Below are 23,885 nucleotides of genomic sequence, written 5' to 3'. Positions count from 1 at the left end.
CCATGATGCTCGATGAGATCTACAAGGCGCTACGCAGCCACCTGTCTGACGGCTCAATCGACCTGGTCAGTGCGGCTACCGGCCCACTTGCTGCGATGGCTTCAGCGCTCGGCCTACTGCAGCTCAAACAGCTTTTCATCATCAATAACACGGTGCTGGCGCAACCGGTCAACCAGGTGTTACTGCGCGGCACCGCACGCTATGGGCTGCCCGGGGCGCAGGCCGCCGGCAATCACCTCGTTGATGTCAGTGTCTTGCTCGCGGTCACGCTCGACGCTGGCGGCAACGCGGTGTTCACCCTCACGCTGTTCCTGCCACAACAAACCTGGCGCTTTGGCGACACCTTTGCCAACCTGCCCGACTGCCAGCAGATCTCGCAAAACAAACAGACCGTGGAGCTTGCGCCGTCGTTTCTGATCGATTTGCCATTGCTGGATGCAGCGCTTAGCGCCAGCTCCGTAGCGGGCACTCGCGTCACACTGGCTGGCAACCTGGCGCAGTCCGGGGTCTTCGTCCAACCCGTCTATACCAGCTTGTTTCCAGGCCGCTGGCCGCTGGCAGCGGCGGGGACGCTGATCCTTCCTGAACGTTTCGACGCGCCGCCCGTGCTGCAAATGATGGCGACCGTTGGCGACAGTACGCTTGCGTTCGGAGATTCGACCTTGTTCGAGCTGGGGTTCGAGATCGAGGTCCAGACCGGTTTTGACCCGGTCAATTATGGCTACGACGCCATCTCGATGCTCAACCTCAGTGGCAAGGTTCAGTTCGACGCCGAACACAGCCTGCGTCTGGTGCTGGCAATCATGACCGTGCAGACCAGCTGGCGCCTGCTGGTCGAGGCTGACCCGGACACGATCCGTATCGGCGACCAGATCGACAACGTGGCTGCGCTGCTCGGACTCTCCGTCGCAGAGCTCATCTCCCCCGACACCCTCGACACGTTCAACGCCTTCTACTTGTCGTCGATTGAGATCTGGCTGCCCGCTTACCACGCCAACTTGCTCGACAACCTCGGTGCAGCCGCCTTTGATGTCTCCAATATCGGCGTCACGTTGAAGTCCGACCGGGTGTGGAACCCCCCCATTCCGTTCGTACGTGTGATCGACACCTGTATACGCTGGGGCATCGGCTGGCGGGTCGACGCTAACGATAAACCACAGATGTACACCTTTGGTTCGGTGTTCGGCGGCCTCAACATTGGCGCCTCCGACGAGCAGGTCGCCGCGCGGTCGACAAGGCGCAGCCTGCCGTTGCTCAGCGCACCCGTTGCGGCAATGGGCGACCCTCGCGTGCCGGCAGTGCGCGACGACGGCGAATTGATACTGGCCGACAGTTTCACAGTGGACCTCGTAGGCTACATTCCTTCCTTCGTGCTTGAAGGGCGGCTGCGCAGCAATCAAGAAATCCCGATCGGCTATGCCTTCAACCAGTTTTTCGGCAACCCCGGCCCACCTACGCCCGATCAAATGCGGATCACCGGCTTCTCGTTTCTCGCCGACCCTCGGCTCCTGACCTTCCAGGCCGAGGCGGTCATTTCGATGAACTGGTCGATCCCCTTTACCCAGTCGGTGAGCCTGGACCTCATCGAGCTGCGTTTTAACATCGATGCTCGGCAAGCCACAGTGGGCGGCTCTATTGCCGGCACACTGCAACTGACCGGCGGAGCCAGCGGTGAGGCGCAACCTCAATTCACTGTCTGCGCCACCTACCCTGCTTCCAGCCGCGAGCGTGAATGGACCTTCCGCGGCAGCCTCAATCAGAATGCACCGCTTGAGCTGGTCACCCTGGTCGCCAACCTGCTGACTGACACGCCACCTGATAATCTGCCGGCGTTGAACGTCGAGACAATGGCGATTTCTTTCGGCTCAACCAGTCAGTCTTACAGTGTTGAGGGTTCAATCCTGGCGCGCTGGCAGTTCGCGCCATTTGGCACGCCCTTGACGGTTTCGGCACGCGCCACTGCCGACATTTCCCGTCCCAATAAGCAGACCAGCCCCTCGGGTACTCTGTCGGGCAGCTTCGAGATCAACCGCATTGGCCTGTACGCCGCACGCGACATCGGCGTCGAGTTCCCCACCTATACCTTCCGCGTCTTGTTCGGCGACAACTACCTTAGCGCGCAGACCGCCTGGATCGGCAAGGATCAAGCACGTCACCAGATCGTCACACTGCAACTGAGCGCGATCACCCTGGGCGAGATCCTGGAGTATCTGGTAAACCTCGCCGCACCGACGCTGGGCTATCATCTGCCACCACCCTGGGACTTACTCAACCAGGTCGATCTTTCGCGCTTCACGCTGACGCTCGACCCCACCGAACAGACGATCGCGCTGACTTATGAGGTGAGCGTCGACCTGACGATCTTGCGTGTTGATCGAATCGGCGTAACGTACAGCCGCAAGCAGGGCGAAGGCAGCGTTAAGCTGATCCTTGAGGGCGCAGCCTTGGGTCAGCAATACCGCGGCGACGATGCGCTCGACTGGGACGTTATCAACGACAATCCGCCCGACCTGGTACCGGCCAAAACAGCGGTTATCGACCTGCGTTACCTGGCATTTGGTCAGCATGTAAAAGTTAACGGTATCGAAGACCTGAACACCGTCCGCGCCGTGTTGCAGCAAATGCAGAGGGCGATGAAACCGGTCGACAGCGGCCAGTCACCGATTGGCCAGCCGGGGGCGAACGGTGTGTCTTTCGATCCGGGTAGCCAGTGGCTGATCGGTATCAACCTCGGCATCGCCGGGGTGCTTGACCTTGGACTGATCTTCAATGATCCCAGACTCTATGGCCTGTCAATCGCACTGGGCGGCCCCGACGCTGGCTCGCTCGCGGGGCTCAACTTCGAGATTCTCTACAAGAAGATCACAGACTCCCTCGGCATGTTCCGGGTCGAGCTGCAACTGCCCGAAGCCTTCCGCCATCTGGAGTTTGGTGCAGTGTCGATGACCCTTGGGCTGGTGGTGGTCGAGGTCTATACCAACGGCAATTTCAAGGTCGACCTCGGGTTCCCTCACGCACGCAATTTTTCGCGCTCGTTCAGTGTCGAAGTGTTTCCCTTCCTCGGCCGCGGCGGCCTCTATTTTGGCCTGCTCGACGGCAACAGCTCAAGCCGCGTGCCTGCGATCAACAACGGCTTCTTTGCGCCGGTCATTGAGCTGGGCATCGGTCTGGCCGTGGGTATCGGCAAGGACTTTAGCGCCGGTGTCCTGCGCGCGGGTGCATTTATCGAGCTGGAAGTGATCTTCGAAGGCGTCTTCGCCCGCTTCCTGCCCAGCAACGCCGGCCAGGACACCGCGCTGTACTATTGGGTGCGCGGCATCGCCGGGCTTCACGGCAAGATTTATGGCACGGTCGACTTTGTTGTGATCAAGGTCAACGTAACACTGGAAGCGTCAGCCATGGTGGCGCTGACGCTTGAGGCCCATCAGCCGACACTGGTCGCGCTGGACGTCGACGTCGATGCACGGGCCACAGTGAAAGTGTTGTTTATCAGGATTCACTTCAACTTCCACGTGACCGTTTCGTTCGACTTCACAATCGGCACCCAATCAACAACGCCTTGGATTCTCGCCCCTACGACTGCGAACGATGGAACCCTGCATGAGCGATTTTCGGCGCCGGGTCCTGCCAGCAGTCTTTATCGGCTGTGCCGTGGCCAGCGTAGCGCACGCAAAACGCTGCTGCGCAGCGAACACCTACGCAGGCTGCACGCGGCAGGCCTGCTCACTACGCAAACAACCCCGCACTGTCTGCTGATGAGGGCCGCGGCGGACCGGCGCAGCGCATCAGGCATGCGGCTTGCGCACGATCTGGGGGTTGGCGAGGCGCTCAACTGGGATCCTGCCTTCGCGGTGTTCAACGATTCACCGCGCCAGATACCGTTGATTCTGTTGCCGGTGTTCTCTTGCGACAATGTCGCGCTCGGCTGGTCGACAACACCGGGTACAGCGAACGCCGACTACAAAATCATCCTGCAGCTTTGGGCCGAGACCGGCACTGTCACCGACCCGGCCTCCATCGCCGAGAGTTATCAGCGTCACACCCGAACCAGCGCTCACGCCGATAAAGTGCAAGAGATGCCCGCGGCCGAACTGATTGAAGCCTTTCTGCGCTGGGCGATCTATGCGGTAACCAACCCGACAGGCGCAGCAGCGGCGACCTCTATCACCGCCGGCCAGCTTCTGCATCTGGCCGACGAAATGGCGCTTGGCAGCCTGGCGACCCGAACGGCCTTCAGCTTCACGAACTTGAGCGCCTTCCTCACTACCAACGTGCGCCTCTCGGTCAGCGGCCAACCCAGCACACTGCCCCACGACATGAGTGCGATGCCAGTGGCATTGCCGCCAGTGTTCAGCTTTACCTGGAGCGGCGCAGTCCAAGGTTCAGTCGACCTTGCGGCATTCAATAAAATTGGCCCCGACTATATTGCCGACATCGCGGCCTATCAGCAGCAGTTCACCCCAACTGCAGCGCAATCTACCGGAGCAATTGGTGGCGCAGCAGACACCGTCTCTTTCACCAGCCATTTGTTCGCCGATTGGTGCCTTATGATCACGCGCGCTGCGGTGGATGCGGCGCAGAAGCAGCTTGCACGCTGGGAGATGCGGCCTTTGGCTGCAACCAGCCTGAACGCGCTTGCTTCGGCATTCCCCAGAACGCAGGTGCGTTATGCCGTGCGCCATGGCGATAGCGTCGACGCCGTGGCGCAGGCGCTCTCAGCGACGACAGAGGAACTGCTGTACCTCAATGACAATCTGCACACGCAACTGCGTGACGCTGCGGCGGGAACGCAGATTAGCATCGCCCTTGGCATTGCGCCCGAAGTGATAGCGCTGGACAATGCCGAGCGCACACTGGTCGCCGGTCGATATGCAGTCGATCACATCACCTACCAGGTCCGCGCCGGGGACACGCTGGCAGGCATCGCCGCCAACTTCGGCCTCACCGGCCCCACCCGCCTGCTCTCCTATTCCGGGCTTGCCAGCAACCCGGAACTGCTGCGCGCAACAGCACGCTTCACCACACCGGCAACACCGTACACCGCGCCTTCGGGTTTCAACGCACTGCAAGCGGCGGCCTTTTTCTTTGCCCGCCTGCAAGACACCCGTGCGCTGCCAGAGCGCCAATGGTATGTCGACCTGATCCTGCACTGGAACGCGCAGACGCTACGTGACCAGTTGCCCGGCGAGCCTCTTGCGCCGGGGCTGGCGTTAAAAGTGCCTACTGCGCTGGAAAATCTCACCCAGCCTGCTGAAGCCAATTACACCAGTCTGATGGGCGACAGCATCAATGCCATCGCTGCAATGGTCGACATTATGCAGAATTACGCCACGGGTTCAGCGGCGAGCGTTCCTGGCTGGGCGACTTACCGTGACGCCATGGTAATTGCCTTCACCCAGGGATCGGGCGGCGCCGCAGCCCCTGCGCTAGTGCCCACGGTGGTGACGATTGGACCCGGCGAGAGCCTCAATCGCCTTGCGCAGCGAAGCTACATTTTCGCGGGACAGCAAACACCCAATGTTGCAGGGCTGTTCGCCTGGGTCGCTACCGCGCCGGACGTACTGGTAGTGCATGCTGTGCTGCGCATCGACGGGTTCACGCTCGACACTCAGGTCTACCCCAGCTTCAGCTCTGTCGCGCAGGCGTTGGGCTTAGACATCGCCGCCCTCGCACATCAGCTTAGCGACGATGCCCTGGTGCCGGTCACCACCAAGGACGAGCTGCCCTGGACCGTGACCGATGTGCCGGTCGCCGACGTTGACACCTTGGTGTCACGGATCCTTGCCGGCAAGTACTTCACCGATATAAGTGCGCAGAGTAGCCGCCAACTGATGGCCGGGCTGAGGCTTCCGACACCGGTGTCGGTCGATGCCGGGCCCGTTCGCGGCAACGGCCCGATGACCGCAATGGCCAGCCTGTCCGGCCAGCAGTTCACAGGCCCGCCCCCTGGCACAGGAACCGATCCGGCAATCACGATCCATGCAACCCTTAACGGCGGTTCTGACTGGCTCAAGCTGGTCAACAGCACCGTCGCCGGCAATGCGGAGAGCCGTAGCGCCCTTGCTACACGCGCCCCAACGGCGCTGTCGGCCAACCGTCGGCTGGCGCGCGCGCCTGACATCGCGGCACCTGCGGGCGCGATCCTTCAGCTTGAGACTGTCAACCAACTCGATTTTGTCTACACACCGCACGACCTTCTGGGGCTGTATCCAGCGCCTTCGCTGAGCATCACGCCGGTGTCCGGCCCTGTCGCAATGCCGCTGTCGGTCGAGGTGCCCGTCACTTACGGGTTATCGAATCGAGTCGAGCTGCAGGTGATCGCCCCCCTTGCGATTCCTGCTCAAGGCACGGCACCCAAAGCTGGCAACCCGAGCCTCTGGCCGTTTTCTGCTGCCGTTCAGGCGCTCGCGTTGCTGGCGGCGCCGACCCCGTACGACATCGTCGGGTCAGCGCCGCAAGGCACGGTGAGCAGTGATGCCCAGACCTTGTTGTCATCGAGCTACGGCACATTGATTTCGGTCAAAGTCAAGACGTTGCCGGGGTCGCGTACCTGCTACCAGTTGCTGGGGACCGACGATGTCCAGCGCCAAACGTTGCTACACCTGTGGCAATACCTCGCGACCTCGATTGACCCGGCACCAACGCTGGCACTGTTGGTTTCGCCCGATCCTGCCGCCGCCAACATTCAGGGGCTGGCCCAGGTCACACTGGACGAAAACGCCTCGACGATCGTCAAGACCAACCTCTCCACGCAGACGGTGCCAGGGCTGACGGACATACGGCCGCTGTTGCGCGCGCAGGCAACGGCAGCGCACGACGTCGAAATCACCTATGGCGCTGCCCTGGCGGATATTCCCGCCTTCCTCAAATTACTGTGGGAAGGCGTCTCGGTCGGCGGTGCGGGCTATTATCTGAGCCTGCACGACAGCGGCAACAGCGGGCTGCCAGCGACGGTTTTCACCGGCGAAGGCGAAGCACTGATTTACTTTCTGGTGATCGTCGGCGCACAGCAGGGGGCGGCACCTGACGGCCGGGCGTTGCTGGCGTTTAACACCTGCGCGCTGATCGGTCCTGGCCTCGATGCCGCCGCTTCAAGCGTCTACCTTGAGGCGGCCGACGACAGCAACATAAAGCGCATCGCCAGCGTGCCGCCGGGCAATGCGGGCATCAGCATGGTGGTACCGATGGCGCCAATCGATCCCGCCTCGCCGAGCGAGCGCACGCAGCAGCTTTATTCAATCGCCACCTATGGTATCGGCCAGGTAGGCGCGACCTTCCATGCCGAGCGCCCTGGCATGCCGATCACCCCAGAAGCGAAGGACGACCCCCAATTTACTGCGGTCGCTCGACGGCGGCGGGCCCGTCAGGCACGCGCCCGCGGCACCTGCTATGCCGCGCTGGAGCCGAGCCATTGGAGCTACACCCAGGTATTCCCGATCGCGCAGATGGGCCCGGCCTCCAGCGCCCCGACAGTAAGTGGTCTGCCAGCCTCAGCAGCCGATCCCTATCGCGGGATCAATGCTGGCAGCTCACTCGCTTCGGCGGATCTGACCGTTGGCTTTGTCGACCTCTTTGGCAACGCTACCACCCCCGACCAGGCACGCACGATCAATCTGCCTGTGGGCTATACAGATTCACTCGTGGCCTTCGACACTTGGCCAGCACTGGCAAGCGGGTACGCGCTGGCGTCGGGTGTCAGCGTCGGTACGGTGGCCATTGGTGTGACTTTCGCCAGCCAAGCCAACGCACTGATGCCCGCTCTCAACGGGCTGGCCCAGCACGCACTGCTAGCAGCGCAGAACCAGGCCGCCACCTATGAGACGGTCTATTACCAACTTTGCCAACCGAAACTGACGCTGAGCTTTTCCTCGACGCTCTACACCGAATCAAGCGGTGTAGAAACGGGACGAGCAAAACCGGTGGATCTGTCACTTCAGCTGCCCGCTCTCTGGCGTTTTGTGGCAGCGAACCTGCTTTATGCGCGTGCGGTGGCAGCGCTCGAGCCCGAGCGTCCGTTGGTGGCTGGCGCGCAGACTATTAGTGCGCTCGCCCAGGCCTATGGGCTCAGCACTGATGCACTCGCCGGCGCCCAGGGCGCTGCTCGCGCTTACGACATCCTTGGCGGGCAGGTACTGACTATCGCCGCCCAAGTCCCCTTCGCCGAGAACCAGACCGCCAATACAATCCAGGCCACGGTACGGCCGGGCTGGCCTCGGCCAGCTTCCGGCGCGGCGCTATTGACAATGGTACAAAATGCCGACCATCTGCCGCTGCGCCCCGGTGTTTTACTCACGATCCCGGCACGTTCTTTTCGTGTACCCGCGGCCGCTCCAGTGTTGTCGCTGGCTACTATTGCAGCGCAGCAAGGTAGCACGGCGCCACTGTTGGCCGAGGACAATGGCGCCGCGAAAGACATTCTGGCCGGCGGCATCACATTGGTGTTCGACGAACTGACCGTCACCACTGTTGCCCCCAACAACGCCGGGGTTCGAAGTTTTGACGACATCGTTGCCGCCTTCGCTGAACAAGGCGTGATTGTGTTCGTTGGCGATATCGGCGCGCAGCTTGCTGAGCAGACCGGAACCTTGAGCGCGGATAGCACATGGGTGGCGAAGCGCTATCTGGTACCGCAGCCCACCACCGTGAGCGCAGCGTTCGAGACCCTGGCCAACAATGGCAGCGGCACTTCAGTCGCCGATTTGGCAATCCTCAACGCCACCACGCCGAACCTCTTCGATAACGGTGCGCTGGTCTATCTTGGGGACTTCCCCGGCAGTCCAGCCGCCCAGCCAGCGGACACCACCACGCTAAACGAATTCTGCAACCAGTATGGCACCACGCCAGCGCTGCTGTTCGCGGCGCTAGCCCAGCAAAACCCACAACCCAGCCTGCCTGCGGGCGAAACGCTGACCATTCCCGGCATGCTCGCATTGCCTCAGGCTTCAGGGGCGCTGCGCATCGGCTGCCCAGTGCGCATGACGGACACCTTACAGGCCATCGTCGCTCGTTTCGCCTACGGTGCCGGGGGGCTCGAGCAGCTTGGCCTCGACAACGCGGGCATGACCAACCTGTTCGTCCCAGGCCAGACGGTGAAAGTGCTGCTGAACAACAGCAGCTATCAGACCCTGACTCAGACCGGCGACAGCATCGGTTCAGTCCTCGCTCGGCTACAGGCGCAATCAAACACCATTGACCTCGGCAACCTGATGACGGCGATAGGCCCCCAGACCGAGTTGCTTGCCGAACACGCCATGCTGTCCTGCCCGCCGGCGGTGATGCCGGACCCGACGGGCAACCGCGTGCTCTCGCCTGCCCAGGCAGCCGCGGCATTCGGCTTTGACGCCGCCGCCTTACTCAGCGCAAATGCTGCGCTCAAAGGTCTGATCAAGCCCGGTGTGGCCGTGAGCGGTCCGGGTGTTGACCCGGTTACCGTCCAGACTGCCGAATACGACACCATCACGGCACTGTTGGCAAGGTTTGCAACAGCCGGCGCGCAGATTGATGTGGCGCAACTGGCCGCGACCAACGCAAACGTGGACTTCCTGGCCGCTGGCGCGCTCGCATTGCTGCCGCCGTCTCCGCTAACGATGGCTGTGTCCGTGCCCGCGGCGGCGGGACCGTTTTGCGATCCGGTGATGCCGCTACAGGTATCGCTCTCCCTCGCCCGTCCGGACGAGCGAATCGACCCTGCGTTCACTCCAGACAGTGCGGTAGCGCGCTTCACCACGCAGATTGGATCGCCAGTCTCCTCATCGAGCAGCAGTGGCGGCCAGAACATGGACCAGGACCGTTTCGGTACGCTGGTGGCACACCTGTTTCCCACACTGCGACTGATCACCGGTCGCGTCGCAGGCGCGACAGATGAATTGTGGTTCCTGCCCTTCAACGATTCTGCAATCGCGGCGCTAAGCGTTGAAGGCGTATTCGATCCACCGTCCGGCCAAGGCGAAAAATGGCCCCGGTATTTCGCCTTGCGTCCGCTCTATGCAAGCCTGGTTTCGCTGCAAGGCATCCAATTGCCAACACTGAACAGGGACGGCACGATGAACCACGACACGCCGCGATCAGACGTGATCGGCATCGACGTGGAGCCCATCGCGCAGCGTTTTCTGCAGGACCTTGACCAACTCCTGTGCGCGCAATACGCCGCTCCGCTCTACGCCCTTGCGCAAGTGCGCACAGCGCTTGTGGCGGTGATCGCAAGCAAGCGAACGCTCGCTTCGGCAGTGGCCAACGGCATCGCCGCGGTCTTCGAGCAAGCCGACCCCGGTCTGCAACCGGCCATCCAGGCCGCCGCTGCCGAACTGCGCCAGGTATTGTCGCTGAGCCTTGCGCAGGGCAATGCCATCTCAACCCTCCTGCAATACACCTCGACATGCAACTCGATATGGACCGGTCCTGACGCACCCGCGCCAGCGCGACTGCTTGGCCACGCCATTGGCCGAGAGCACAACGACGTGTCGAGCGGCCTGCATTATTCGATCACCGCAGCCAAGACCCGACTGGACGCTGCAAACAGCTATGTCAACTTCATGCTGACATTGAACGACCCGGCACATGCAGATCAGATCTCGCTCGCACTTGACTATGCATTTGACAACCTTGAGTTCGACATCGATTCGATCCAAGTTGATGCGCAAACGCGCTACGACGCCTCTAACTGGCTTGCGTTCACCCCGCAACTTACCCCAGTATCGATGCCGCACACCACCACAACCAGACTGGGCGACGTCAGCGTACCGATTCCGAACCGCGCCTTCCCACAGGTACCTACATTGCGTAGCCAAACGGTGAGCCATGATCCGGTGACCACACTCGCCAACGCCGCCCAATGGACCTATGGCCTGCGCTATTTACACGAGCATGCCAGCCAGGACGAGGTGCACCTTGATGTCCGCTTCAACCAGCAGCCCGACGCACTGACGAACACGTTGGCGGCCAGCGATGCACTGGCGAGCGCACTCTTGGCCTACGATACCGTCGCAACCGGGCTGTGGGACCTTCTCAGCCATTATGCCGATCCGGCGAAGGGCGACGCGCAGTCGGCAGCAAATGCCGCCAGGAGTTTTGCAACACTGGCTGAGGCGATCGCCAGCGCCTGGAAAAATCACTGGGTCGACCTTGAGCACAAACGACGCGTAAACACGCCAGAGCCGATCGACAGTCAGCTGTCAGGGCTGCTGCCAACAAGTTATGGGTTTGACATCGACATCGACTACACGAGTGATCAGGACGGTAACGCGCGTGTGGCTGACGTCGGTGTGTCCTGCGGCACGGCGGGCCCAGGACCTTCCGGTCAATGGCCTGCGCTGATCGTGCGAACGGTGGATGGCCTGCCGGTGGCGACCGTGCGCAACGAAATATCGCCTACTCAAAGCCGCTACACCTTGGAACAACCCGTTGCTGCGGGAAGCTACGCCGACATCGCGTTGGAATGGCATGGCATCGCAATGGCGTCCTACCAGAACGCCACGGCATCGCTGAACGTCACGCGCAACTTGCACCTGTCGCAGCGCCTTGTGACGAATCCTGATTTCGTGTTCTCAACAGACACTGTGAATGCGCCTTCCACGGTGACGCCGATTAACACCGAAAGCGCGCGATTTGACATTACTGACCTCGGCACCGACCTGGGTTCGGCGCTGACTGCTGCGTTTGAGCAACTGTTTGGCGCCACCGCCTATGTGGGCCAACCGGTGACACTATCGCTGAGCTACGGGTTCGAGCTGCTCGCAAGCCCTGCCCCAGAGGCTGAGCCATTGGTGACCTACCTGCCGATTGCACTGTACCCCGACCAACAGCTTGGCGCCTCGACCGGCGCTAGTCTCAAGGGCGCCGTTGACAGCTGGATCGCCGCCCAGTCCCCCTGCCGAAGCGGCGCAGAGATCGTGGTGTCGCTGTCGCTTTACTCGCAGATCCAGAACCGTGAACGGCTGACACTGCTGACCGTTGAGCGATTGGTGTATAGACTGGTTCATCAGGCCGAAGGACGCACGTAGACCTAACTGATGCACCGAGCGACTGAATCCACATGCTGGTTTTCCAAGAGGGCACGCGCGTTAGTCATTGATCTTTTCTGGGCGTTTTGCGCGCGCGTATCGGGCGATCCTGGCTCACGGTCGTGACTTCGTCCTGCGAGTTGCTTAACCAATCACCACCCTACTTTGCCAGCGGCATGATCGCTGCTCCGTTTGGCGATGAACAAGCCCCGATCCCGGCATTGACCCAACCGGGATCGGTGAATGCTCAACCTTCGAACTGGTGATAAACCTTGGCGATGACCTTCCAGGCGCCGTCGATTTTGATCAGGGTCAGGTAGTCGTTGTAGTCGGCACCGATCGCATCATTTTCCATATCGACACGCACCACGGCTGTCGTGGGCGTGATTGCCAGTATGTCGAGCCGAGTCGTAATTTCCGGGGCGCTGCCGTTCTTCTGGACGAAATCAAACAGATTTCTGATCGGGCCGCCAAGCAGCTCGCCATTTGTATAACCGTACATCACGGCGTCTTTATGGAACGCCTGAGCAACGCCTTCTGCACTGCCCACGCGCAGACCTTCAACATACTGATTGGCAGTAGCGATGACAGCGTCGTACTCGGAAGTCGGTACTGCCTTGATGTTCTTCGACATGGTTTTCTCCTTTCATCAGGGCGACGTAAAACACACCTCGCCAAAAGCGCTCAAATGCTCAAGCGCTCGGATGGGTGTGGTAAATCTTGCTGACGATCGTCCACTTGCCTTCTACCTTCAGCAGGTTGAAGAAGTCAGTGAAACGAAATCCCGAAACGTTGTCGGTATCGACCCTGGCACTGGCGGCAGTGCCCACAATGTCGATACGAACGATCGCGGCTTTGGCTTCGGGAGATGGGCGGAAAGAGTTGTCGATGACGTCGTACAGATTCTGGATCGCACCGCCGACGAGTTTGTCGCCGTCGACGCCAAACATGGTGGCCTGCTCGTTGAACGCGGGCTTCATCAAAGCGCTGTCAGCCTTGGCACCACCTTCGTTGTACTGACTCAGAACAGCAACGATCGCGTTGTATTCCTGGACGTAAGTAGGATTGCTCATGATGTACTCCTGGTTGCATGTGCCGGTGACCCTTTTGGCCAATCGGACACGGAAAACTCAAACGACAATTACCAATCCTGGCGTGTCGGCGAGATGATCAGATCGTTGACGGTGACATTTTCCGGTTGGTCGAGGGCGTAGATCACAGCCCGGGCAATATCATCAGGCGCAATGGCAATCCTGTTCAGCGCTTGGGCAGCCTTACGCCCTTCAGGATCGCTGACCTTGTCCGCCCAGCCGGTATTGATCACGCCCGGGCTGACGGTGTTGACGCGAATGCCATGCTGCACGCCCAACTCCTTTCGCATGGATTCAGTCATGGCCTGGACGAAAAATTTGGTTGCGCTGTAAACACCCGCCGCGGGGCCGACCTGGTGACCTGCAACGGAGTCCATGTTGAGAATCTGCCCGGATTTCTGTTCAAGCATGAATGGCAACACAGCAGCAATAGTGTTGAGGTAGCCCTTGATGTTCACATCGATCATTTTTTCCCAATCCTGCACGGCCAGATCGACCCAGTTGGAAAAGAGCATCAGGCCGGCGTTGTTGACCAGGATGTCCACTGCGCCATAGGTGTCTTGTGCAAACTTAGCGAGTGCTCTGGTTTGATCCAGATGGGTAACGTCTGTGGTGAAAGCGACCACCTCGCTCCCGGCCTCACGCAGCTCGGCAACAAACGCTTCCAACCCGTGCTGATCGACTGCTGCTGCCACGACGCGAGCGCCCTGTGCGGCCAATACGCGGGTGGTGGCAGCACCAATGCCGGAAGATGCGCCAGTGACGATGGCGACTTTGTTTTGCAGATAACTCATTTTCAAGGACCTCTGTGCGGCGAAATGCTTTCGCGCCCTAGCCTCCCCGCGCCGAACTGACGCAGAGGAAATCTCTATTTAGTTGGAGTTGGCTGCAGGCCAATCGATGTAGCCCTTGGCGCCTCCGCCGTAGTAACTCTCGCGCGGGGCTATGGTCAGCTCGACACCTCGATGCAGGCGCTCTACCAGGTCGGGGTTGGCAATGAACAATCGACCAAATGCCACGGCATCAATCCGCCCTTGCGCCCTGCGCTTCAGCGCCATTTCCAGGTCATAGTTGTTGTTACCAATGTACGACCCCTCGAACTGCGCACTCAGAGCATCCAGATCCACTCCCTCGGGCACGGTACGAGAGGTGGCGGTGGCGCCTTCAACGAAATGCAGATAGGCCAGGTTGAATCTGTTCAACTGCTGAATGAGGTGACCGTAGGTCGCCATGACGTTGCTGTCTGGAGGCGTGTTACCGGCATCAGGCGTGACTGGTGAAAGGCGGATGCCGACCCGCTCACTGCCCCAAATTGCCACCACGGCTTCGGTGACTTCAAGTGTCAGTCGTGTCCGATTCTCGATGGAGCCGCCGTACTGGTCAGTCCGCTGGTTGGTGGAATCACGCAGGAACTGGTCGAGCAGATAGCTGTTGGCCGAATGGACTTCCACACCGTCGAAACCGGCTCGCTTGGCATTTTCTGCCGCATGCCTGTACTGCTCGATGATTCCCGGTATCTCTGAAGTCTCAAGCGCTCTAGGCATGGACACTTCGACCATGCCATTGTTGGTATAGGTGGTACCTTCGGCCTTGATTGCCGAGGGCGCGACTGGCGCTTCGCCGTTGGGCTGCAACTCGACGCTGGAGAAGCGACCTACGTGCCACAGTTGACTGACGATCTTGCCCCCTGCCGCGTGTACTGCGTCGGTGACTTTTTTCCAGCCGGCCACCTGCTCTTGCGACCAGATACCCGGCGTCATGGCATAGCCACGCCCCTGAGCTGAAATGTTCGTGGCCTCGGCGATGATCAGGCCTGCGCTGGCACGCTGGGCGTAGTAAGTCGCGTGCATGTCATTCGGCACGCCGTCGTCGGCCATTCGGCTGCGCGTCACGGGGGCCATTACAATTCGGTTAGCCAGTTGCAGCGCGCCCATATTCATGGGCGAAAAAAGGTCGGTGTCTGCAGCAATATCAGTCATGAAAATTCCAGTTAAGTAGACCGGTCGCCTAGTAAATATCTTAAAAAAAACGCCCCTATGCCAGCAGGCGCTCACTCGTCATTAATGCCGTGTCAAAGGCAGCTGTTGTATTGCGCACTTTCACCAGCAGTGATGCCCCCAACCACAATTGATACAGCGACTCAGCCAGTGTTTCTGCGTCTTGGGTCGAAGTGATTGAGCCATCCGCCATTCCTTGCTCAACACACCGCTTGATTCTCTGGATGATCAGCGCGGTGCCCTCCTCCAATACGCCGCGCATGTCTTCCGACAGGTCGCACACTTCGGCGCCGAGTTTCACCACCAGGCATTTCTCCTCGGGATGATCGAACGCCTGCGTCTTCGCCCAATAGCGCAAATAACCAAGGAGCCGCTCGGCGCCCGTCCCTTGCGCGGCCATAACAACGTCTACCCGCCCGATGTACTCCTGAAAGTATTCTTCCAACAGTGCCTGGCCGAATTCCTCTTTGGAGCGGAAGTAGTGATAAAACGACCCTTTGGGTACACCCGCCGCCTTCAGCACTTCCATAAGACCGACAGCGGTGTAGCCCTTGTGGGTCATCAATGACTTCGCTACATCAATGATGTGTTGTCGCATGTCTTGAGTAGGTTTTTTCATAGTGGGCAAAGCATAAACAAAACTAGACCGGTCGTCTAGCGCCCTGTTGAGTATCTGACGAACGACTAGACGCTAGCGGCTGGATGAGCCCGCTCGGGTTCCAGTTCGACCATTTCCCACTTGGCGATCACCAAAGGTGCGATGGCATTACCCAATACGTTCAACGTGGTGGTACCGCTGTCGATAATCCTGAATATGCCGGCAATCAACGCCACCCCCTCCAACGGCAACCCGGCAGACGCCAATGTCGCTGACAAGATGATGATGGCAAAACCCGGCACCCCTGCTGCGCCCTTCGACGTCAGCACCATCGTTACCACCAGCAGGATCTGCTGCGACAGCGACAGGTCGATACCATAGAGCTGCGCCACGAAAATTGTCGCCACACCGAGAAAAATCGATGCGCCATCCAGGTTGAACGCATAACCCACAGGCACCACAAAACTGACGATCCGACGCGGTACACCGTAGCTCTCCAGTCGCGTCATCAACTGCGGCATGACGGCGGCTGACGCGGCACTCGAAAACGCCAGAATCAACTCATTGCGAAAGTAGCGGATCAACTTGAAAATGTTTTCGCCAATCAAGTAGCAAATACCGCCGAGTATCACCAATGCGAAAACAATCAGCGCCAGATAAACCACCCCGATTAACTTGAGCAACGGCAACAATGAGGCGAAACCAAAGGTCGCCACGGTTGCCCCGATCATCCCGAACACACCGATCGGTGCGTAAGCCATGACGATTGAGACGACCTTGAACATCGCATCGCAAAGGCTCTGAACCACCGCAATGAAAGGTGCGCTTTTGTCCTTCGGCAGCGCGTTCAAAGCCATGCCTAACAGCACAGCGAAAAACAGCACGGACAGCAACTTCGCTTCTGACATGGCAACCAGCACATTGTCAGGGACGATGTTCTGCATAATGACCAATGCGCCTTTGGACGGCTCCAGAGTGATCGCGGCGGTACCGTGGGAAATACCGGAAATGTCAGTGCCTGTACCCGGCTCGAAAATGTTGGCGAAACACAAGCCGATGACAATGGCCAAGGCCGTAATCGCAAAAAAGTAGCCCAGGGATTTTATTCCCATACGGCCAAATGACTTGTTATCGCCACCTCCTGCGATGCCCAGAATCATGCAACAGAACACAATCGGTACAACCACCATCTTCATCATCTTGATGAAGATATCGCCGAGTGGTTTGAGGATCTCAGCATTCACCCATGTCTGATAATGCGGATGAGTATTGAAGTACCAACCGACAAGCACGCCAAGCAGCAGCCCGGCAACGATTTGCCACACCAAGGGAATACGTTTCATGTCTAGCCTTCTTGTTGGAATGAAAGGTCTGCGTGTATTCGCAGTTGCTAGAGTCATGAGCTTCCAGCTCACTTGAGATCAAATGGCACAACTCGGTTGTGCCATGGGTGTTGTTACTTGGCGAAGAGCTGGCTCATATCCTTGAAAGCCTTGAACTCAAGAGCGTTGCCGCACGGATCAAACAAAAACATGGTGGCTTGCTCGCCTACCAGGCCTTTGAAACGAATGTACGGTTCGATCACGAACTCGGTACCAAACGACTTCAGTCGTTCGGCCAGTGCCTCCCACTGTTCCCAACCTAAAATGATGCCGAAGTGCGGAACTGGAACGTCGTGCCCGTCGACCGGGTTGCTGTGAACGCTTTCCTGGGTCGCGGTTTTTGGATGTTCGTGAATCACCAGTTGGTGGCCATAAAAATCGAAATCTACCCACTGCGCGCTTGAGCGCCCTTCTTCAAGTCCAAAAACCTCACCGTAAAAGGTGCGAGCTGCAGCCAGGTCGTAAACGGGGATTGCGAGGTGGAATGGTGAGAGGCTCATCAGAACTCCAAATATTTTTTGTTGGTTGGCGAATATTTCCACCGTCATTGGCTCTCAGGATTCAGCCGTTGCCGGGGATGGGAAACATCGTAGGACGGCAAACCAAACATTAAAATCAATATATATTTCTTAGAAACACAATTAATATTTGTGAATGATCAAAGAACTGAAGACACTCATTGCTGTGGCGCGGGAAGGCACTTTCGCCGCTGCCGGCAACAAGATCGGCCTGACTCAGGCCGCTGTTAGCGCGCAGATCCAGCGCCTGGAAGCCGAGCTCGGGTTCGAGATTTTCGACAGGAAAGGACGCTCGGCCCATCTCAACAAAATGGGGCACCAGATACTTCTGCAGGCGCAAGAGCTGCTGAGGCTTTATGACAATTTGGGCTCTACAACGCTGGGCAAGCCTCCCAGCGTGCTGGTCAACATCGGTGCGATCGCGTCCGTGCAGCGCTCCTATTTGCCAGATGCGCTGGCAAAGTTTCACCAACAGTGTCCGCAGTGCCGCACACGTGTCATCCCGGGCCTTTCAATGGAGCTGGTGAACCTCGTCGATGCCGGCGAGATCGACATGGCTGTGATCATTCGCCCGCCCTTCTCCCTTCAAAGTGACCTGCGCTGGACAACGTTGGCGCTGGAGCCCTACCGACTGATCGTGCCCCGTGACCTGGAGGGAGAAGACTGGTCGGAACTGCTGTCCAGCCAGCCATTCATTCGCTATGACCGATCATCCTTCGGCGGCAGACAAGTCGATCGTTTCCTGCGGCAGATGCATTTCACCTTGCAGGAGGTTTGCGAACTGGATGAACTGGAGGCCATCATCAAGCTGGTTGAAAAAGGTGTAGGCATAGCGCTGGTGCCGCAGACAGAACTCCATCAGGAATGGCCCGCAGGGGTCCGAGCGATCGATTTGGGACAACACACCTTTCACCGGGATATCGGGCTGGTACATCGGTCTCGACAGAGTTTTACCGAGCCTGTGCGAATTTTGGCTCAGCTTATAAGTGATCAGGTAGTCGCCGTTTCTACATAACAGCCTCCAGGCAAAAAGGGTCCTTAGGGGCCCTTTTGTAGCAAAACCGAAATCATTTGGAGTGATCAAAATACAAAACTGTGCCCCAACTCTCCTTCCATCCACTCCAGAAATCGCCTGACTCTAGGAAAGCTGGAGTGCGCCTTTGGAAACACCAAATGGTGGGCGGCTACTGGAGAGCTCAATGCTTGTGGCGCGACTTCAACCAAGGCACCGCTGGCCAGATATTTTTGCGCTAGCAGTGCGCTTTCGAGCGCGAATCCCAAGCCGTGACTCGCTGCTTCGAGAGTCATATACGAACGATCAAAACTCAGAGCATACGGGTTTTCCGGACGGGCCAAACCGTGCTGTGCAAACCATTCGGGCCATCTCAGCAGAGTCGCCTCAGAAAGAATCAGATCCTCCACCAGAAGATCTGCAGCGCTATCAATGGCACAACGATCAAGTAGCTTCGGAGAAGCAAGGACGGCAAACCGTTCATTACGCACAGTCCTGACTTCATAGCTTGGCCAGTTAGGCCGTCCATGCCGGATATCGACATCGATCTTATCTCGGCTGAAATGCAGCGACTCGTAGGAGCATGAGAGATTTATCTGAATATCCGGGTTACTCAGCCGAAAGGCTTCAAGCCTGGGCATAAGCCAAAGCAGTCCGAAACTTGGGGAAGAATGGAGTCTCAGGCAGTCGAGACTGACGTCACTCGCTGCACGCTCTGTCGCGACCTCCAGGCTTTGCAGTATTCCCGAGATATCTTTCAAATACTGCTCGCCAACAGGCGTCAAAGTTACTCCGCGCGCGGCCCTCACGAACAGCTGTCGACCGATCATGGCCTCCAACTTAGCCAGTTGGTGGCTGATTGCTGAAGGGGTGAGATCCAGCACCTCTGCCGCCCGGGCGAGGTTACCAAAACGGGCCGTCTGCTCGAAGGCCTGAATTGCTCTCAGCGGTGGCAGGTTCGATGGCGTGTGGTCGTCGTGGCGCATCAGTGCTTCGCCTTTTGTTTTTGTGGTCGTTACGGGACAGCATCATTCAACCACTAGTATTTGGGAATGACGAGAGGTGAATTTTATTCATCTAACAGTGACGTTTGCGTTATTGCTCAGCCTGCCTGCCAGGGACACTCTGAATCATCGATCAGCGAATCGAACCATAAAAACAATCAGAGGTACCCCTATGCTTCTTCAAGGTAAAGTTGCAATCATCACCGGCGCAGCATCGGAACGAGGAATCGGCCGCGCAACTGCCGTCACCTTCGCCAGACACGGCGCTCATGTCGTGATTCTGGATCTTGACGAATCCGCTGCCCGCGACGCAGCTGCCACTCTCGGCGAGGGCCATCTGGGTCTTGCCGCCAACGTCGCGGACGAAACCCAGGTCAAAGAAGCTGTCGCGAAAGTCATCGAGCGATTTGGGCGAATTGACATACTGATCAACAATGCCGGCATCACACAGCCCATCAAGACGCTGGATATCCGCCCTTGCGATTACGACAAGGTTCTGGATGTCAGTCTGCGCGGCACATTGTTGATGTCACAAGCCGTCATTCCCACCATGCGCACGCAGTCATCCGGCAGCATTGTTTGCATGTCGTCTGTCTCAGCCCAGCGCGGTGGCGGCATTTTCGGCGGGCCACACTACAGCGCTGCGAAAGCGGGAGTCCTCGGACTGGGCAAAGCAATGGCCCGGGAATTCGGTTCTGACAACATCCGAGTGAACTCCATCACGCCTGGCTTGATACACACCGATATCACTGGTGGACTCATGCAGGATGAGCGCCGCCACGCCATCATTGAAAGCATCCCGCTCGGGCGCCTGGGCGCAGCTCAAGATGTCGCCAATGCCGCCCTGTTCCTGGCCAGTGACTTGTCCTCCTATCTCACCGGGATCACGTTGGATGTTAACGGCGGTATGTTGATCCACTGAGCATAAATGGCGGGGTCGCCATCGGCCCATCAAGTTCTGGATCGAAAGTACGCCGGGCTCATGCCGGGCGTTCTATAAAAACAAGAGATCAGACAATCATGATTAACACCATGACGCTCGACAGCGCCTCCACGGTTCGGTCAAGCGCTTACCGTAAAACTGCCTGGCGCTTGATGCCGTTTTTAATGCTGTGCTACCTCTGCGCCTACCTCGACCGGGTTAACGTAGGTTTCGCCAAGCTGCAGATGATGAGTGATTTATCCCTCAGTGAGACCGTATATGGGCTCGGAGCCGGGGTGTTTTTTCTCGGTTATTTCCTGTGCGAGGTGCCCAGCAATCTCATCCTGCACAAGGTTGGCGCTCGGCGCTGGATCGCACGCATCATGATTTCGTGGGGCATCATTTCTGCCCTCTTCGCCTTCGTCGAAACAGCTTGGCAGTTCTACACGCTGCGTTTTCTGCTTGGCGTCGCAGAGGCAGGTCTTGCGCCTGGCCTGCTGCTCTACCTCACTTATTGGTTCCCGTCCTATCGCCGGGCAAAAATGACGGTGCTGTGGTTCATCGCCATCCCGCTTTCCGGAATGATTGGCGGGCCACTTTCAGGCTGGATCATGACGGAGTTTGCCGGCTTCCAGGGTTGGGCTGGCTGGCAGTGGATGTTCGTCCTTGAAGCCATTCCAACTGTCATTGTCGGCCTGATGGTGCTTGCTTACCTTAAGGATGGCGTCCAACAGGCTACCTGGCTGACCGATGAAGAAAAGGCGCTCGTCAGCAAAGAGTTGGCCGAGGACAACAGCCAAAAAGTCACGCACGCCTCGGTCGCAGAGTTTCTGCGCGATCGGCGCCTGTGGATTCTGGCCGGCATCTACTTTTGCGTGGTCATGGGCCAATACGCGATCACTTTCTGGTTGCCAACCCTGATCCGTAACGCCGGTGTTGCCGACACCATGCACATCGGTTTACTCACCAGCCTGCCGTATATGTGCGCCATCGTGGCAATGGTGTTTATGGGGCGTAGCGGGGACAAGCACCAAGAGCGTCGCTGGCACCTGGTAGGGCCAATGATTGCGGGTGCACTGGGACTGACACTGGCAGCGCTGTTCGGAGGCAATCTGGTTCTATCGGTATTGAGCCTGTGCTTAGCCGCTGCAGGTGTTCTTTCTGCCTCGTCACTATTCTGGATGTTGCCTACCACTTTGCTCGGCGGAGTCTCCGCTGCTGCGGGTATTGCCGGGATCAATAGCTTTGCCAATCTCGCGGGGTTCTGCTCGCCTTATCTGATTGGATGGATCACCACCACGACCGGCTCAAGCGCCATTGGTATGTATCTGATCACTGGTGTGCTGTGCATAGGCGCCTGTTTGGTACTGCGCATTCCTGCCGCCTCGGTCAATCGTTGAGTTAACGGAGAGTTCCCCATGACTGCCAACCCATCTCATGCGTCGTCCACTACTCTAGTGCAGCGCGCCCACAACATACGCCGCCACGCTTTGCGCATGGGACAAGTTCAGGGCCAAGGCTATGTAGGTCAGGCGTTAGGCGCAGCGGACTTGCTGACCGTGTCCTACTTCCATGCCATGAACTACAAGCCTGAAGACCCGGAGTGGGAAGAGCGCGATCGCTTTTACCTCTCCATCGGCCACTACGCGATCGCGCTTTATGCAGCATTGATTGAAGCTGAAATCGTGCCTCTGGACGAACTCGAAACATACGGCTCAGACGATAGCCGTCTGCCCATGTCTGGCATGGCCAGCTACACACCCGGTATGGAGATCACCGGTGGATCGCTTGGCCAAGGACTGGGAATCGCGGTGGGTGCCTGCCTGGGCTTAAAGCGCAAAAAATCTGCGTCCTTCGTTTACAACCTGCTGTCGGACGGGGAGCTGAATGAAGGCTCCACTTGGGAAGCCGTAATGTCGGCCTCTCACTGGAAACTCGACAACCTCATCGCCATCGTCGACGTCAATAATCAGCAAGCCGATGGACGTTCCAGTGAGGTGTTGGCGTTTGAACCTGTCGTCGACCGATGGCAAGCGTTCGGCTGGTTCACCCAACGAGTAGACGGCAACGACCTGGACGCATTGGTAAAGGCGTTCGACGCAGCCCGCAGTCATCCGGGTTCTCAGCCCAGGGTCATTATATGCGACACCAAGATGGGCAAAGGCGTGCCATTTCTGGAAACCCGTGAGAAGGCGCACTTCATACGCGTGGATGAGCATGAATGGGATCTTGCCCTGAACAACCTTGATGAGGGGACAACGGTATGAACACTACAAATACCAATACGGCTCAGGAGCCCGTGGTCGTAAAGAAGAAACTGACAACATCCGCGATGATCGCATCGATTGCTTCTGAAGGTCAGGCAACCAGATCCGCACCATTTGGTCACGCACTAGCAGCACTCGCGGATCAGCGAGCAGACATCGTTGGTTTATCCGCCGACCTCTCGAAATACACCGACTTGCACATCTTCGCCAAAGCTCATCCCGACCGTTTCTACCAGATGGGAATGGCCGAGCAATTGTTGATGAGTGCGGCAGCCGGGATGGCACGCGAAGGCTTTGTCCCCTTCGCGACTACCTATGCAGTGTTTGCCTCGCGCCGCGCCTACGACTTCATCTGCATGGCGATCGCTGAAGAGAACCTTAACGTCAAAATAGTGTGCGGCCTGCCAGGCCTGACCACAGGCTACGGCCCAAGCCATCAAGCAACAGACGACCTGGCGATCTTCAGAGCGATGCCAAATCTGATGATTATCGATCCTTGCGACGCTCTTGAGATCGAACAGGCAGTCCCCGCTATCGCGGCCCATCAAGGGCCCGTTTACATGCGCTTGTTACGGGGTAACGTACCGCTTGTGCTCGACGAGTACGGATACAAATTCGAGATTGGTAAAGCGAAGACATTACGTACCGGCAATGACGTTTTGATCATCTCCACCGGGCTTATGACGATGCGTGCATTAGAAGCTGCCAAAGAACTTCAGGCTGATGGCGTTGATGTCGCAGTGCTGCACGTACCCACTATCAAGCCCTTGGATGAGCAGACCATTCTTGCTGAGGCAAGAAAGCCCGGGCGGTTAGTGGTAACCGCTGAAAATCACTCAGTCATTGGTGGGTTGGGAGAAGCAGTGGCTACGGTATTGCTGCGCAATGGCGTTACCCCGACGTTCAGGCAAATTGCACTGCCGGACGCTTTTCTTGATGCGGGAGCGCTTCCGACTCTGCACGACCGTTACGGCATTTCAACTCAAGCCGTGTGTGCGCAGATCAAAAGTTGGCTATAAGAACCTGAACCCGCAGGGGGCCCAATCAGGCCCCCTCGCCACCCTCCCCCGGTATCAGAACCAGGTCTACGATGGC

Annotated in this window: 14 protein-coding genes; 6 read left to right on the top strand and 8 right to left on the bottom strand. The window is 58.4% G+C overall.

Going from position 1 to position 23,885, the window contains the following annotated elements:
- Positions 1 to 2 precede the first annotated feature (2 nt).
- Positions 3 to 11,999, top strand: coding sequence for a LysM peptidoglycan-binding domain-containing protein (locus FEZ21_RS15075; RefSeq protein WP_160627693.1), 11,997 nt, complete (start codon positions 3 to 5; stop codon positions 11,997 to 11,999).
- 247 nt (positions 12,000 to 12,246) lie between these two features.
- Here the strand turns inward: FEZ21_RS15075 and FEZ21_RS15070 are convergent, their stop codons facing one another.
- From FEZ21_RS15070 to FEZ21_RS15040, 7 genes are all read right to left on the bottom strand, one after another.
- Entirely contained in the window at positions 12,247 to 12,633 is a 387-nt protein-coding gene (locus tag FEZ21_RS15070; RefSeq protein ID WP_003445627.1) for a nuclear transport factor 2 family protein, read from the bottom strand.
- Between the two features lie 58 nt (positions 12,634 to 12,691).
- Positions 12,692 to 13,072: a nuclear transport factor 2 family protein gene (locus FEZ21_RS15065; protein ID WP_003445626.1), complete on the bottom strand. Its 381-nt coding sequence runs from the start codon at positions 13,070 to 13,072 to the stop codon at positions 12,692 to 12,694.
- Between the two features lie 68 nt (positions 13,073 to 13,140).
- Positions 13,141 to 13,884: an SDR family oxidoreductase gene (locus FEZ21_RS15060; protein WP_003445625.1), complete on the bottom strand. Its 744-nt coding sequence runs from the start codon at positions 13,882 to 13,884 to the stop codon at positions 13,141 to 13,143.
- Between the two features lie 78 nt (positions 13,885 to 13,962).
- Complete coding sequence (locus FEZ21_RS15055; protein WP_003445624.1) at positions 13,963 to 15,069, bottom strand: alkene reductase; 1,107 nt, start codon at positions 15,067 to 15,069, stop codon at positions 13,963 to 13,965.
- A gap of 55 nt (positions 15,070 to 15,124) precedes the next feature.
- Positions 15,125 to 15,706 (bottom strand): TetR/AcrR family transcriptional regulator, encoded by a 582-nt coding sequence (locus tag FEZ21_RS15050; protein WP_003445622.1) that lies wholly within the window; start codon positions 15,704 to 15,706, stop codon positions 15,125 to 15,127.
- A gap of 65 nt (positions 15,707 to 15,771) precedes the next feature.
- A complete protein-coding gene (locus FEZ21_RS15045; RefSeq protein WP_003445620.1) occupies positions 15,772 to 17,028 on the bottom strand; it encodes a cation:dicarboxylate symporter family transporter in 1,257 nt (418 codons plus the stop codon).
- Positions 17,029 to 17,141: 113 nt separating this feature from the next.
- On the bottom strand, positions 17,142 to 17,567 hold the full coding sequence (locus tag FEZ21_RS15040) for a VOC family protein (protein ID WP_003445618.1): 426 nt from the start codon (positions 17,565 to 17,567) through the stop codon (positions 17,142 to 17,144).
- Between the two features lie 154 nt (positions 17,568 to 17,721).
- Between FEZ21_RS15040 and FEZ21_RS15035 the strand changes: the two genes are divergently transcribed.
- On the top strand, positions 17,722 to 18,600 hold the full coding sequence (locus FEZ21_RS15035; protein ID WP_003445616.1) for a LysR substrate-binding domain-containing protein: 879 nt from the start codon (positions 17,722 to 17,724) through the stop codon (positions 18,598 to 18,600).
- Between the two features lie 65 nt (positions 18,601 to 18,665).
- Here FEZ21_RS15035 and FEZ21_RS15030 read toward each other — a convergent pair whose 3' ends face one another.
- The gene (locus tag FEZ21_RS15030) at positions 18,666 to 19,583 is read right to left on the bottom strand and encodes a LysR substrate-binding domain-containing protein (protein ID WP_160627691.1); all 918 of its coding nucleotides are present in this window, start codon (positions 19,581 to 19,583) and stop codon (positions 18,666 to 18,668) included.
- 190 nt (positions 19,584 to 19,773) lie between these two features.
- On the opposite strand from FEZ21_RS15030, the gene FEZ21_RS15025 reads away from it, so the two are divergent.
- The 4 genes from FEZ21_RS15025 to FEZ21_RS15010 all read left to right on the top strand — a co-directional run bounded on the left by FEZ21_RS15025 (position 19,774) and on the right by FEZ21_RS15010 (position 23,809).
- The gene (locus FEZ21_RS15025) at positions 19,774 to 20,523 is read left to right on the top strand and encodes an SDR family NAD(P)-dependent oxidoreductase (RefSeq protein ID WP_160627689.1); all 750 of its coding nucleotides are present in this window, start codon (positions 19,774 to 19,776) and stop codon (positions 20,521 to 20,523) included.
- A 98-nt stretch (positions 20,524 to 20,621) separates the two neighbouring features.
- The gene (locus FEZ21_RS15020; protein ID WP_160627687.1) at positions 20,622 to 21,923 is read left to right on the top strand and encodes an MFS transporter; all 1,302 of its coding nucleotides are present in this window, start codon (positions 20,622 to 20,624) and stop codon (positions 21,921 to 21,923) included.
- A gap of 18 nt (positions 21,924 to 21,941) precedes the next feature.
- Positions 21,942 to 22,790: a transketolase gene (locus FEZ21_RS15015; protein WP_160627685.1), complete on the top strand. Its 849-nt coding sequence runs from the start codon at positions 21,942 to 21,944 to the stop codon at positions 22,788 to 22,790.
- Positions 22,787 to 23,809: a transketolase family protein gene (locus FEZ21_RS15010; RefSeq protein WP_160627683.1), complete on the top strand. Its 1,023-nt coding sequence runs from the start codon at positions 22,787 to 22,789 to the stop codon at positions 23,807 to 23,809. The genes FEZ21_RS15015 and FEZ21_RS15010 overlap by 4 nt, the downstream gene beginning before the upstream one ends.
- The last annotated feature ends 76 nt before the right edge of the window (positions 23,810 to 23,885 follow it).

The organism is Pseudomonas sp. 9.1(2019) (genome assembly GCF_009910445.1).
Taxonomy (GTDB): Bacteria; Pseudomonadota; Gammaproteobacteria; order Pseudomonadales; family Pseudomonadaceae; genus Aquipseudomonas; species Aquipseudomonas paraversuta.
Note: the sequence above shows the minus strand (reverse complement) of the source record. Positions and strands in the feature narration are given on the sequence as shown.

Excerpts from the sequence above, each read along its gene's own strand:
- FEZ21_RS15075 (WP_160627693.1), top strand. The coding sequence starts at position 3 with ATGATGCTCGATGAGATCTACAAGGCGCTACGCAGCCACCTGTCTGAC.
- FEZ21_RS15070 (WP_003445627.1), bottom strand. The coding sequence starts at position 12,633 with ATGTCGAAGAACATCAAGGCAGTACCGACTTCCGAGTACGACGCTGTC.
- FEZ21_RS15065 (WP_003445626.1), bottom strand. The coding sequence starts at position 13,072 with ATGAGCAATCCTACTTACGTCCAGGAATACAACGCGATCGTTGCTGTT.
- FEZ21_RS15060 (WP_003445625.1), bottom strand. The coding sequence starts at position 13,884 with ATGAGTTATCTGCAAAACAAAGTCGCCATCGTCACTGGCGCATCTTCC.
- FEZ21_RS15055 (WP_003445624.1), bottom strand. The coding sequence starts at position 15,069 with ATGACTGATATTGCTGCAGACACCGACCTTTTTTCGCCCATGAATATG.
- FEZ21_RS15050 (WP_003445622.1), bottom strand. The coding sequence starts at position 15,706 with ATGAAAAAACCTACTCAAGACATGCGACAACACATCATTGATGTAGCG.
- FEZ21_RS15045 (WP_003445620.1), bottom strand. The coding sequence starts at position 17,028 with ATGAAACGTATTCCCTTGGTGTGGCAAATCGTTGCCGGGCTGCTGCTT.
- FEZ21_RS15040 (WP_003445618.1), bottom strand. The coding sequence starts at position 17,567 with ATGAGCCTCTCACCATTCCACCTCGCAATCCCCGTTTACGACCTGGCT.
- FEZ21_RS15035 (WP_003445616.1), top strand. The coding sequence starts at position 17,722 with ATGATCAAAGAACTGAAGACACTCATTGCTGTGGCGCGGGAAGGCACT.
- FEZ21_RS15030 (WP_160627691.1), bottom strand. The coding sequence starts at position 19,583 with ATGCGCCACGACGACCACACGCCATCGAACCTGCCACCGCTGAGAGCA.
- FEZ21_RS15025 (WP_160627689.1), top strand. The coding sequence starts at position 19,774 with ATGCTTCTTCAAGGTAAAGTTGCAATCATCACCGGCGCAGCATCGGAA.
- FEZ21_RS15020 (WP_160627687.1), top strand. The coding sequence starts at position 20,622 with ATGATTAACACCATGACGCTCGACAGCGCCTCCACGGTTCGGTCAAGC.
- FEZ21_RS15015 (WP_160627685.1), top strand. The coding sequence starts at position 21,942 with ATGACTGCCAACCCATCTCATGCGTCGTCCACTACTCTAGTGCAGCGC.
- FEZ21_RS15010 (WP_160627683.1), top strand. The coding sequence starts at position 22,787 with ATGAACACTACAAATACCAATACGGCTCAGGAGCCCGTGGTCGTAAAG.